The 12,470-nt window shown below is 50.1% G+C and carries 9 protein-coding genes; 8 read left to right on the top strand and 1 reads right to left on the bottom strand.

Features of this window, described 5'->3' with window-relative positions; translation table 11 throughout:
• The first annotated feature begins 368 nt into the window (after positions 1-368).
• The 6 genes from FJM74_RS16965 (at position 369) to FJM74_RS16940 (ending at position 8,688) form a co-directional block, all read left to right on the top strand.
• Positions 369-923, top strand: a complete 555-nt coding sequence (locus FJM74_RS16965; RefSeq protein WP_187263829.1) for a hypothetical protein — start codon at positions 369-371, stop codon at positions 921-923.
• Positions 924-1,414: 491 nt separating this feature from the next.
• A complete protein-coding gene (locus tag FJM74_RS16960; RefSeq protein ID WP_187263828.1) occupies positions 1,415-2,416 on the top strand; it encodes a universal stress protein in 1,002 nt (333 codons plus the stop codon).
• An 805-nt stretch (positions 2,417-3,221) separates the two neighbouring features.
• Positions 3,222-4,514, top strand: coding sequence for an acetyl-CoA hydrolase/transferase family protein (locus FJM74_RS16955; protein WP_187263827.1), 1,293 nt, complete (start codon positions 3,222-3,224; stop codon positions 4,512-4,514).
• A gap of 131 nt (positions 4,515-4,645) precedes the next feature.
• Positions 4,646-5,635, top strand: coding sequence for a 2-hydroxyacid dehydrogenase (locus tag FJM74_RS16950; RefSeq protein WP_187263826.1), 990 nt, complete (start codon positions 4,646-4,648; stop codon positions 5,633-5,635).
• Between the two features lie 431 nt (positions 5,636-6,066).
• Entirely contained in the window at positions 6,067-7,524 is a 1,458-nt protein-coding gene (locus FJM74_RS16945; protein ID WP_187263825.1) for an L-lactate permease, read from the top strand.
• Positions 7,525-7,794: 270 nt separating this feature from the next.
• Positions 7,795-8,688 carry a universal stress protein gene (locus FJM74_RS16940; RefSeq protein ID WP_187263824.1) on the top strand — a complete coding sequence of 298 codons (894 nt, stop codon included), beginning with the start codon at positions 7,795-7,797 and terminating at the stop codon, positions 8,686-8,688.
• A 680-nt stretch (positions 8,689-9,368) separates the two neighbouring features.
• Here FJM74_RS16940 and FJM74_RS16935 read toward each other — a convergent pair.
• Entirely contained in the window at positions 9,369-9,548 is a 180-nt protein-coding gene (locus FJM74_RS16935; protein WP_187263823.1) for a hypothetical protein, read from the bottom strand.
• A 688-nt stretch (positions 9,549-10,236) separates the two neighbouring features.
• Here FJM74_RS16935 and FJM74_RS16930 point away from each other — a divergent pair.
• Together FJM74_RS16930 and FJM74_RS16925 are read left to right on the top strand one after the other, a co-directional pair.
• Positions 10,237-10,983 carry a ThuA domain-containing protein gene (locus tag FJM74_RS16930; RefSeq protein ID WP_187263822.1) on the top strand — a complete coding sequence of 249 codons (747 nt, stop codon included), beginning with the start codon at positions 10,237-10,239 and terminating at the stop codon, positions 10,981-10,983.
• Positions 10,984-11,319: 336 nt separating this feature from the next.
• Positions 11,320-11,958 (top strand): SGNH/GDSL hydrolase family protein, encoded by a 639-nt coding sequence (locus FJM74_RS16925; RefSeq protein WP_187263821.1) that lies wholly within the window; start codon positions 11,320-11,322, stop codon positions 11,956-11,958.
• The last annotated feature ends 512 nt before the right edge of the window (positions 11,959-12,470 follow it).

The raw sequence follows: 12,470 nt of genomic DNA, 5'->3' as shown, positions 1-12,470 counted from the left end.
AAGGGACAAAGTCAGAAAGGCTCTCTACCGCACAACTTAGATTATTCTAATGAAAAAGCCCCTCCACAGGCATTTTGCACTGCTGCTGCTGCTGGTTAGGGGAAGAGATCGGGAGGCTGGTGACTGTTTTTATCAGGATCAGGCTGTTGTTAACCGATTGATGCTTACGGGCTAACACCTATTATTAGCTAATGCCGTACATATCAGAAAATGCCCTGGGTAATGTTGTGCCGCAGATCAGATTTAGATCTCCGGAAACGTAGCCAGAAATGAGCTTGCATATTACGTGTGAAAGCGACATCCTTTGCAGGCAACAACGAGTTCAAGTCTCTTCAAACATACACCTGTACCCTAAACATACATGAGCCATGGTTAACAGAATACTATCTTACCTGTACCAGTTTCGTGGTGATGGTCAGTTTCATGATCTGATGCCACTGATAAATAAGCACCGCAGCGACCTCTCGGAAGTGGAAGTAGACGATATGGCGCTCGAAGGCCTGATAGAAGTGCACCACGAATCTGCTTTTGAAAGGCCGCACGGCTCCGATGATCCCGATCCTTTTCTGGCCCGGATTACCGACAAAGGGATCTTCTTCCTGGAGGGCGACCAGAAGTTCCTGGCCATCATAGAAGCCATAGAGCACCAGCGGTTGCTGCACTTTGCCTATACTCACACCGATGGCAGGCACGAAGATATTATGCTGGCCCCCTACGTATATGGCCGCGACCCCGAAGACCGGCCCGTGGTCTGGGGCGTATTGCAAGGCACAGACCACAGGCACCACCGCTTCCTGCTCGACCATGCCATTATAGCCGATAGCCCACTCGATACCTTTGTAGTGGACCGGGAGATGATGCTAAGCCAGCCCCGAGACATAGAAGTAATTGCACGGGTCCAGTACAGCGCTGTAAACCCTTAAATAGTACTAAACTTCGTTTTCGGCATTTAAGGCTAAAACCGGACAAGGGCTTTGGCTCAACTCATCATTGCAACTAATTTCGCCATCTGGCCTGCGGTTCCGCTTAACGCGGCACCTGTGGAGCAGGTGGCGATTTTGTTTGCCTGCCGGTTTTCGGGGCAATTATCCTAATCAAAATGCTCCTCCTGACCGATCTTCTTCTGCTGCTGCTATTGCCCCTGCGGCTAAACCAATCTGCTTCGGATAACCCAGGAAATATACCATTTGTAGAAGAATTATTGTGCTGCTGCTACTACAGTAAAATCAGTCGTATCCAATTAGGATACATACAATAATTGTATGGAAGTATGAATAAATTGGCCTTAAAAGTGACGAAGATCATTTAAATGATTGATGATCATGTTGTTATAATTGGTTTGGAAGTGGTAAATTTAGAATGTTGTTCGGCAAATTGTTGCGGGACAGATGTTTAACCTTTAACTATCACAGCCATGAAAACGATTCTTGTCCCCACCGACTATTCTAAAGATGCCCACAATGCCTTTGTGTATGCGCTTGCCATTGCGCGGGCAACTCAGGCAGACATCGTCCTGTTTCACGCTTTTTATCAGCCGATCTATACCCCCGATGCGGAAGATGTAGAAGCGTTTATAGATAAACTGGAGCTGGAGAAAACACGGGAACTGGAGGTATATGCCGCTGAGATTCAGAAATGCGCCCGCAACAGTGGCCAACTGCCCGAACGCGTACTCGATACCGGCTCCATAGAAGAACCGCCACTCCTCGATTTGCTGAAGAGCCGCTACCATACCCTGGTAGGAGAGCAGCCAGAAGGGCAGGAACCGTTTAAAATTACCTGCGTGGCTAAATTTGGCCTGACCTGCTACGAAATCACAAAAGCGGCTGCCGCCTACCAGGCCGACCTGATCGTAACCGGCATGAAGGGCGTAGGTGCCATGGAAAACACGTTCCTGGGCAGAACAACCGTTGCCCTGATGCAGGAAAGCAGCGTGCCCGTACTAACTGTGCCCGGAAATGAACGCCACGTGCGCTTAAACTCCGTGGTGTTTGTAAACGACTTTACCAGACTGGCGGGGGCGGCAGGAGTGCACCTGCTCCTGCGTATGATCAAAAACTATCACAGCAAGCTGCACTTACTGCACCTGGTGGATGAGTCTTCTGCACAAGCCCTGCCAGACACCTTCACCGATAGCCTTTCTGCCGACTTGCAGCCTATTTTGTATGATATCCGAGTGCAGGAAAGAAAGACGCTCTCCGAAGGAATTCTGCAGCAGTTAGAAGAGCAGCAGGCCGATTTGCTGGTGCTGGTGCCGCAGCTTAACCCTTGCCTGCAAACGCTCCTGAGAAGAAACGCTGCCCACAAATACATTACCCAGAACTGCGTTCCGATACTGGCTTTGCCTTATTCGGACGTACTGCGCAACAACACACAGGCAGCCGGTGTGGGAAAAGTAGAAAACTCATTTGCTTAGTGCTCCTCCAGTTTGATTTTTAGAAAGGTTTGTTGCTGGTTAAGCCATTCAAAAGTTTATCTGCCATAATTTCTAATTTTGAATTTCTAATTTTTAATTTGGAGGAGCAATAGCCGCTACTGAGTAACACCACATTAGCCCTTATCTTTTCCGATCTCTGGCGCAGGAGCTTTTCTGCGCCAGAAATTGGGGAGGGAGGTGGCCTGTCATTGTTTCCTGTATTGCTGGATTGAATTTTTCCAGGAGATACGGATTAACTGATGTTACGGCAAAATTTACTGCAGATAAAAAGTCCTTCTTGGGGGTAGGGGCCCTCTTTAAAGCGCATCTTATAGGGAAAAATAAGGCTTCTATTCCCTGAATGTTGCGCTAGTGCGCGAGCTTGCCGCTCGTACTTTCATTCTAAAGACTTTTCAGAAGGGGCCATTACAGGCTGTTGAGGATGGGCGCTTATATTGCCTAGCCTTAGGGAACTTATGGTGGTACGAGCGGCAAGCTCGCGCCAGCGCCCTGAAAGCTGCTTTTTCCTATAAGATGAGCTTCAAAGCGAACCAAAATACGCACTGCCTCCTATCAGTGAGTAAAAGCGGCGGGACACCTCCAGCAATTCACAAACTTCAATCAGATAAGAAATGCCCCTTTATTGATCAATAAAGCAGCTTTTATTATATTTCTAAGGCTGAATTTATAATTTAATGAAGTTGCTTACTGATTTTTGTCAGCTGTTTGGAGGTATTCCATCATTTTAGAAGACCTGCACCGCTTCTATTTTTGTAGCAGTACAAACCTAACAGTCGTTATTCGCATGAGCTATGTGTCAGGCCAGGAAGCCGTAAAAGTGATCAAGTCCGGAGACCGGGTATTTGTGCAGGGGGGCGCCGCCACACCACATCATCTGCTGCAGAAAATGGTAGAGCGGGCCGATGAGCTGCGCGGGGTCGAACTGGTGAGTGCGAGCCTGCATGGCGATGCCACATTTACCAGAGAGGCCTATCGCGAAAGCTTTTTCATGAATTCCCTCTTTGTTTCTAAGAGCGTGCGCGATGCCGTAAACTGTGGGCAGGGCGATTATGTGCCCATGTTCCTGAGTGAGATTCCGCTGCTCTTCCGAAGAGGGGTGATGCCCATTGATGTGGCGCTGGTGCAGGTTTCGCCGCCCGACAAGCATGGCTTCTGCTCGCTCGGCACCGCCATAGATATTTCGCATACCGCCATGCAGTGCGCCCGCTATGTTATTGCGCAGGTTAACCCCCGCTTGCCACGCACCCTGGGCGATGGCATTATCCACGTGAGCCGTCTGCATGCCCTGGTACATCACCAGCAGGAGCTGCCCGAAATAGCAAAAGGAGAACCTTCGGAGATCGCAGTCAGGATTGGGCAGAACTGTGCTACGCTGGTAGAAGATGGCGCCACACTGCAGACCGGCATCGGCCAGATTCCGGATGCGGTGCTGGCGAGCCTTACCAACCACAAAGAGCTGGGCCTGCACACCGAAATGTTCTCCGATGGCGTGATCGACCTGGTCGAGAAAGGCATCATCACCAATCAGCACAAAAAATACTACAGGGGCAAGATCGTGACCGGCTTTGTGATTGGCACACGCAAACTCTACGATTTTGTGGATGATAATGCCACCGTGGAGTTCAAAGACATAGATTACGTAAACGACACGGCCATTATCCGGTCGAACCCCAAAGTTACCGCCATCAACAGCGCCATAGAAATAGACCTTACCGGCCAGGTATGCGCCGACTCTATTGGCACCTACCAGTTCTCGGGTGTAGGTGGCCAGATGGACTTTATCCGGGGGGCCGCCCTGTCAGAAGGAGGCAAGCCCATTATTGCCTTGCCATCGGTAACCAGCAAGGGCATCTCCCGCATCACGCCTTTCCTGAAAACAGGTGCCAGTGTCGTGACTACCCGCGCACACGCCCATTATATTGTTACCGAATACGGTATTGCCTTTTTGTGGGGGAAAAACCTGCGGCAGCGGGCCGAGGCGCTCATCCAGATAGCTCACCCCGACCACCGGGAAGAACTGGAGCGGGCCGCTTTTGAACGATTTAACAAGTATAGCCCTGGTTTGCAAATAGTGTAGTTCGATTTTTTTTTTTGTATTGAATAACGGCAGGGGCACACTTCGGTTTGCCTTTGCTTTGCTATTCCTGTACATTTGAGCAGGTACCGCCTGCTCTTAAAAGAACTTTCAACTAAGATATCATCCCGCGCATGAACGTTATTTTCTTCAGCTCCAAAGCATACGACAAACAATTTTTTCAGGAGGCCAACCAGCAGCACGGGTTTGCGCTGAACTTTATGGAGATGCCACTCACCACGGCCACGGCCATCCTGGCAAAAGGCCATGAGGTGGTATGCGTGTTTGTAAACGATACCGTGAGTGCCGACATCCTGCAGGTGCTGGCAGAGCAGGGAGTGAAACTGATTGCCTTGCGCAGTGCCGGTTTTAATAACGTAGATCTTAAAGCAGCGGCAGCCGTGGGAATAAAGGTGGTACGGGTGCCGGCGTATTCGCCCTTCTCGGTGGCGGAGCACACCATTGCGCTCATCCTGACCCTGAACCGCAAGACGCACCGGGCCTATAACCGCGTGAAAGAAGGAAACTTTTCGCTGAACGGGCTGATGGGTTTCGACCTGTACGGTAAAACGGCGGGCCTGATCGGGCTCGGTAAAATAGGGCTCTGCACCGCCCGTATCCTGAAAGGCTTTGGCTGCCGTGTACTGGGCTACGACATGGTAGAGACGGAGGAGCAGCGTGAAATCGGCATTGAATTCTCCAGTCTGGACAGGCTGTACCGGGAGTCGGATATCGTGTCGCTGCACTGCCCGCTTACGCCGCAAACCTACCACATTATAAACGAGGACGCCATCAGTAAAATGAAGAAAGGGGTGATGCTGATCAACACGAGCCGGGGCGCGCTGGTCGATACCAAGGCCGTGATCGTTGGGCTGAAGAGCGAGCAGATCAGCAACCTTGGCCTGGACGTGTATGAGGAAGAGGCCGACCTGTTTTTTGAAGACCTCTCGAACAAAGTTATTCAGGACGATGTGTTTATGCGCCTGCTCTCGTTCAACAACGTACTAATTACCGGGCACCAGGCCTTCTTTACCAGCAACGCCCTCCAGAGCATAGCCGAGGTGACGCTACAGAACATTGCCGATTTTGCGGCGAACCGGGAGCTTGAAAATGAGGTGCAATAGTAGCAGGCTTTTTAGTAGTTCGCGCTGGCAGTGCAGCCTTAAGGCCTGCTGTGCTGCCAGAACTCCAATTATTTAAATGAAAACAGCCCTCCGGAAGCTGCTTATGCTGCTGCTGCCGCCGGTTCATCCTGTTCATTTCTACATTCCGATATTTCTTAATGTCAGGTAAAGGCGGGCACACAAGTGCTGCACCCAATTCAAAATTAGAAGTTCAACATTAGAAAGGAGGGATTTTTGTTCTCCGGGAGATGTTTTAGCATTAAATTATTCTGAACTCCACCCTGGAGCAACACGAAGTACAGCGTCAGTCTGGTTCCTGAATAGGGAAATTTATATATTGTGATGTTCACCTCCTGTGAGCGCTTATTTCCAATTTTGAATTTTTAATTTGGCGAAGCATCAGTGCCGGACCTCCAGAAGCCAAAGCTGCTATGATCTATTTCCTGTCGTTTTTGCCGGTTGCCATTCTTGTTGCCGTGTCGCTGCTCAGGGGAGTACGGGAGGCGGTGCTGCTGGGGTTGGTGGCAACCACCGGGCTGTTCTTTTACTGGGGCGCTTCTCTTCCGCACTTTGCCGGCGTTATCAGCATTTCGCTGCTCATGAGCCTCAATATTCTGATGATTGTGTTCGGGGCGCTCTTCCTTTACAACATCATGGAAGGAACGGGCATGATCCGGCAAATCAGCCAGTCGCTCGATGAGTTGCACCCGGCGCGGGAAGTGCGGTTTTTTCTGTTAGCGATTTGCCTGACGGCGTTTTTTGAGGGAGTAGCCGGCTTTGGCACTCCGGGTGCCATTGTGCCGCTGCTGCTGATAGCGCTGGGTTTTAATGCGCTGCTCTCGGTGTCGGTGGTGCTGTTGTTCGATAACCTTTACTCCATGTTTGGAGCGGTGGGCACCCCTTTGCTTACCGGCCTGCAACTGCCGCTGCACCTCACCTGGCCCCAGGTGCAGCAGATCGGGCTGCTGGCGGCTTTAACTGGTGTGGTGGCCATGGGGGCGGTGCTGTATTTTATTTTCAGGCTGTTTGCCAGGCTGCACGGGCCGCTGCAGTATAAGGGCAAGGTGCTGGCCATGTTTTCTTTTTTTGCAGTTCCGTTCTGTGTGTTCAGCTATTTTGTGCCCGACCTGGCCACGGTGCTGGCCGCATTGGTGATGCTCATCCTCTCGGTGCTGTACCTGCGGCAGGGGCAAACAAAAATCGAATATATGCCGTGGTTGCCTTATGGCGTGCTGGCCCTGCTGCTCCTGCTGCCTAAGGTTGTCAGCCCTTTGCGGCACCTGTTGGGGTGGGAACTGGCTTTTACCGATCTGTTTGGTACCGGCCTGAATGCAGGCATCAAGCTGCTGCAGTCTCCGCTTATTCCGTTTGTAGTAGTAGGGGTAGGCGTAGCGCTTATCCGGAAAAGCGAGTCGTGGTACCTGGCAGAAGGCATGAAAAAGCTGCTGCAGGTGCTGGTGGTGCTTTTCCCGTCTATTGCCGTGGCGCAGTTAATGATCCACTCCGGAGTAGAACAGCCGTCTATGGTCAGCAATATTTCGGAGGTGCTGAGTGCTATGGGAGGTGCCTATGTTATTTTTTCGCCCTTTATCGGTATTATTGGAGCCTTTATTACTGGCAGCACCACCATCTCTAACGTAGTGTTCGGAGCATCGCAGCTGGAAACCGCCCAGGCGCTGCAGCTGGAGCCAACCGTTATTCTGGCTATGCAACTGGTAGGCGCTTCCATGGGTAACGCCATCTGTCTGTTCAATATTATCGCAGCCGCCTCTATCGCCAACCTTAAAAACTACAAAGATGTGCTGTCTGTAAACATGCTGCCTACTGTTGTGGCCGGGCTGGTGGCAGGTGCCATCGGCTGGCTACTGTTAAATGTGTTTGCTTTCTGATGGGGCAGGAGTATGTCGCAAATTCATTTTTTTCGCTGCCAGTTACCTAAATCAAATCTGGAAAAGCTGGGAGAATACCTCAGCAACTCACAAGCAAGAAACTCTCTGATTATTAATTTAGCGCTGCCCCAGGCGCTTCTGGTAAAAAATGATTTTTCTCATTTTCTGGCATGATCTTGCTCATCGCTAAGAAGAGGCAAAACTTTTATTTTTGAGATGTGAGGGCGGAACGTCTTCATACCGCTTGTTCTCCCCTATAAAGCCTTTCCTATGAAAAAGATCTTAGTGCCAACCGATTTTTCTCCCATCGCCCATCATGCATTTCTGTATGCGCTGGATATGGCGCAACAGGAAAACGCGCAGGTCATCCTGCTGCATGTATTTCATCGTCCTGTTCTTTCTCCTTTTCCTCAGGATGAGCAGGCCGTGATCCGCTGGCTGGAGAACAAGGAGCAGCGGAAACTGGAAGGATACGCAAAAGATACCTGGCAGCAGTACACCAAACAGCAAAAACAACCGGTAGATATGATAGCCATATGCCGGTATGGCTTAACCGTGCCGGAAATACTGCAGGCCTGCCACGATTACGAGGCCGACCTGGTGGTTATGGGCATGCGGGGGGGCGGGGTATTAAGCCAAGCTTTTCTGGGCAGTACCACGCTGCAGCTCATTCAGGAAAACCAGGTGCCGGTGCTGGCGGTGCCTGCCGGCAAACATTTTACGGGGCTAAAATCTGTTGTATTTGCCCTGAATCTCACCCGCTTCCCGGCCCGCAAGCTGCTAAGTCCGCTGCAGGAGTTGCTCCTGGCTTATAAGAGCAAACTGCATGTGTTGCATGTTTACAAAAGCAACATCTGCGAAGAAGAGCGTGAACTGGCATTTGAGGCCCTGAGCAAGGTAGAAAGCTATTTCCAGGACCTGTCTTACAAGCTATTCTTTAAAGAGAAGGAAGATGTGGCAGAAGGAATTCAGCAATATATTCTCGAAGAGCAGGCCGATTTGCTGGTACTCGTTCCGGCGCAGCACTCTTTCATGGATCGGTTGCTAAGCAAAAGCATTACGAGCAAATTAGCCTCGCAGGCATTTGCTCCCCTGCTGGCCTTGCCCGGCAGCCCAGTGCCAGTGGCGCACCAGCAAACAAAGGTTCTGGCAGGAGTAGTCTAGAGCTCCTCCAAATTAAAAATTAGAAATTCAAAATTAGAAATTATGGTAGGTATACTTTTGAATAGCTTAACAAGTATCGAACTTTTCTAAAAATAGAATTGGAGGAGCACTAGCAGGCTGCTTTAAAACACCAGGCCCCTGTTAAAATTCGTTTTTTAGCAGGGGCCTTGTATTTTCTGCTGCAACCGGAGCAGGAAGTGAAAACGGGCTTTTGGTGTAAATAGACTTTGTTCCCGATTCCATCAGGGGCTTCGGCATTAGAATAATCTTACTTTCCCGGATTTAAATAACACTGTTGCCGCGAGTTTAGCGGAGCATGAATAGTGGCTGGTTTTTAGCTAGCCCAAGCCTCCTGTATGCAAGTTGAAATTTTGCTTCATGTATCGGGGCAATTATGCTAATCATAATGCCCCTCCAGAGGCAATTCCTACTGCCGCTGTTGCTGCTAAAAGCCCAAAAATTTATTCTGTGGGGTATACCGGAGGAAATATCTATACAAATTCTCCCTGCCTGTGTTATACGCCCGATTGATTTTTCTTTGTTGATAGTTATATGCTCAGTTATGCTGCCCTATACTTTTTGAGTTTCAAAAAACACGCTTTTACCAAAAATTTAGGGAAAAACCTTTGCTCTGAACTTGCTGAAGTTCTGACAGGCAGCCATATATTTGGCAATTAGGGTTAGGCAATAGACAGTATCTGGGCAGATAATTTGCCCATGATGCTGTTGTAAAGGTTCAGGGGTACAAACAATCCTTCAGGAAGCCGGATCACTCCGTTTTCATGTTCAAATTGTTCGGTAAGTGTTCCTGTTACCTTCACGTAGGTTTCGTTAGGTTCGGCGTAATTCCAGGTTACCATTCGTTTATAAATTAATTTGTAATTCGCTTGTATTCAGAAGTGTATACTGATTGCGTACTACTATGTTGCAGATCATAATGGCTGTTAGTCAGGGAGTTAAGGGGGTTTCTGGCACTTGGTTGAGCTAGATTTGGCTGCTAAGGCTGGTGGCGGAGGCATGCCGGGCTGGTCCGCAACAGCCTGTAATCTGCCTGTTCTGTGCCTGCGAACCCGTATGGCCCGGTTGCAGCGCCTTGTATCTATACAGACAGCAACTGCTAGGGCCGCCAGAAAATGCATTCAATTCTGCCAGTTCCGGGTGGCGGCTACAGACAAACCTGGCCGTTTAATTTTTGCGGATAGGAGAATTAACCGGCTGTGTAAGCAGAAAAATATTTTTTTATAATGGAAATATTTCCAAATTGAGAGCCAGTGTTTCGCGCCAACCCTTGTTCTGGCCCCGTCAGCACTAAGCCCTCATCTGGCCAAGTGATCAGCGGAGCGTCGCTTGTGCCGGAACATGGAAGTCAGTCATCAGACTGGCGGAAGTAAGCTTGCGGAAATTGCTTCAAACTGAAAAGGTTGCGTGTTAACTAGAGCTAACCAAGCTGGTTGGTAAGAACACCGAACAAGGTCAAACAAAAAAGATAGGGGCACTTGTCAGATGCCTTGTATACCTAAAACAAAAGTCAAATCTCAAAAATCAGCTATGAAATTTATGATGTTTCAGTTGCTCTCTCTGTTGCTGGCAGGAGCAGCAGTGCTGCCATCCTGCCAGAAAGTGGAGCAGGGAAAAGTGGCGGAAGAGGCCGCTATCCTGGTTTTCTCAAAAACAGCTGGTTTTCGGCATAAGTCGATTGAGGCAGGCATAACAGCCATAAAAGAGTTGGCCCAGGAGCACCAGGTGCAGGTAACCGCCACCGAAGATGCCGCTTATTTTGTGGCCGACTCGCTGAAGCAGTACAAGGCGGTGGTGTTTCTGAACACAACCGGCGATGTGCTGAACCAGGCGCAGGAGCAGGCTTTTGAGCAGTATATACAGGCAGGCGGCGGCTTTGCAGGCATACACGCCGCCTCCGACACAGAGTTCGAGTGGCCCTGGTTCAACAAACTGGTTGGAGCCTATTTCCTGGATCATCCTGCTGTTCAACCTGCCGCCATCGATGTGCTGAACAAAAACCATACGTCTACCAGCCACCTCCCGGACCGGTGGGAGCGAACAGACGAATGGTATAACTTTAAAAGCATGAATCCGGATGTGCAGGTGCTGGCCAACCTGGATGAGCAGACGTACAAAGGAGGCAAAAACGGCGACCAGCATCCTATTGCCTGGTATCATACCTTCGATGGTGGCAGAGCCTTTTATACCGCCCTGGGCCACACCAACGAAAGCTACGCAGAGCCGCTGTTCCGGCAGCACATGTGGGGCGGCATCCGCTATGCCATGGGAGAATAAGGCTTGTTAGCAGCGAATGGCTATGCCAAATTAAAAATTAGAAATTAGAACAGCGGAGGCACCCTTTGACGTATCAAACAACTATAAATATTACATAGCAGCAGCTCCGGAAGGCTATTTTGATTAGAATAATTTATAGGGAAGTCTGAATTTGGAAGCACCTGCAGTTGGTATAGCCGGTGAGTTGTTGCCGATAAATTAAAGGGACATGATTTTACTGCTTTTTTGACCTTGTAAAGCTGTTAGTGTTAAGGCTGCAAATCCTAAACGGCTGATGAAAAGCGCCGGAAATACTATTATTGAAGCAGTTTTATCATAATTTCTAATTGGTGAACCATGCCGTTCTCATCATATGCTAATATACCGCTCACCCTGCTGGCCCTCGGCGACTCGTATACCATAGGGGAGGGGGTACCGGAGGCAGACCGCTGGGTGGCGCAGCTGGCAGATTTGCTTCAGGAAAGAGGAGCTGCTGTTGCCAGTCCCCTCCTTGTTGCCCGCACCGGCTGGACTACCTCCGAGCTGGCAGCCGCCATAGCCGACGCGAACCTAAGCCAGGCCTTTGACCTTGTCACGCTCCAGATCGGGGTAAATAACCAGTACCGGGGCCAATCTCTCAGCACCTACCGCACCGAGTTCGTGGACCTGCTCCAAACTGCCATCCGTTTTGCAGATCATAAGCCGGCGCAAGTGGTGGTGCTCTCGATACCAGACTGGGGCCTTACACCGTTTGCCGAGGGCCGCGACCGCCAGCGCATTGCCCAGGAAATTGACGCCTTTAATGAGGTAGCCCGGGAGGAATGTGGGAAAGCCGGAGTTGTTTTTATCGATATAACCCCGCTTACCCGCACCCACGGCTCCAACACGGAATACCTGGCTCCGGATGGCCTGCACTATGCCGGCAAAATGCACCTGGAGTGGGCCAGGCGGGCACTACCCTATGTGCAGGAGCTCCTGCAGCATCCGGGCCTGTAAATAACTGATGTTACGCGAAATTTGCAATAGGAGGAAAAGTCCCCCTTTGAAAGCGGGAAGGGGGATGTTTTACGGGCTGCAGGAAAAACATTTTTCACAGCCACAAAAGAAAAGAATTTAAAATTGTTTGATCTCAGATATAGGTCATCTCCCAACCCCCTTCATTCTCGAGGGCCCTACCCCATAGCCGTCAGGCTAAGAGAACTCTCTTTACGTCATTGCCAGGAATTCCTGCCCTGCCTGCCCTTGCTGGGTGTTTTCACCAGCAAGCAAAGCTCACTTTGAGCATAAACAGCCATCCAGGTCCTGAAGACACGGCATTATTCCTGCCGCCAGCAATTTCCCTGCTCTGTTGCCTTCAACCGCAGAAATGCCTGTTGGTGAAAACACACAACAGGGGCGGACGGAGCAGGTTTTATGGCTGATACCACCCATAGCCTGACGGCTATGGGGCCCTACCCCCAAGGGGGACAAAAAACTTATTGCGTAACCTCAGTAAATTATTCAAATCA

The sequence above is a fragment of the Pontibacter beigongshangensis genome (assembly GCF_014332515.1).
In the GTDB taxonomy this organism is placed as follows: Bacteria; Bacteroidota; Bacteroidia; order Cytophagales; family Hymenobacteraceae; genus Pontibacter; species Pontibacter beigongshangensis.
This window is presented reverse-complemented; position numbering and strand designations above follow the sequence as displayed.

What these genes read in the sequence shown, in the direction of transcription:
- FJM74_RS16965 (WP_187263829.1), top strand. Translation starts at nt 369, where the DNA reads ATGGTTAACAGAATACTATCTTACCTGTACCAGTTTCGTGGTGATGGT.
- FJM74_RS16960 (WP_187263828.1), top strand. Translation starts at nt 1,415, where the DNA reads ATGAAAACGATTCTTGTCCCCACCGACTATTCTAAAGATGCCCACAAT.
- FJM74_RS16955 (WP_187263827.1), top strand. Translation starts at nt 3,222, where the DNA reads ATGAGCTATGTGTCAGGCCAGGAAGCCGTAAAAGTGATCAAGTCCGGA.
- FJM74_RS16950 (WP_187263826.1), top strand. Translation starts at nt 4,646, where the DNA reads ATGAACGTTATTTTCTTCAGCTCCAAAGCATACGACAAACAATTTTTT.
- FJM74_RS16945 (WP_187263825.1), top strand. Translation starts at nt 6,067, where the DNA reads ATGATCTATTTCCTGTCGTTTTTGCCGGTTGCCATTCTTGTTGCCGTG.
- FJM74_RS16940 (WP_187263824.1), top strand. Translation starts at nt 7,795, where the DNA reads ATGAAAAAGATCTTAGTGCCAACCGATTTTTCTCCCATCGCCCATCAT.
- FJM74_RS16935 (WP_187263823.1), bottom strand. Translation starts at nt 9,548, where the DNA reads ATGGTAACCTGGAATTACGCCGAACCTAACGAAACCTACGTGAAGGTA.
- FJM74_RS16930 (WP_187263822.1), top strand. Translation starts at nt 10,237, where the DNA reads ATGAAATTTATGATGTTTCAGTTGCTCTCTCTGTTGCTGGCAGGAGCA.
- FJM74_RS16925 (WP_187263821.1), top strand. Translation starts at nt 11,320, where the DNA reads ATGCCGTTCTCATCATATGCTAATATACCGCTCACCCTGCTGGCCCTC.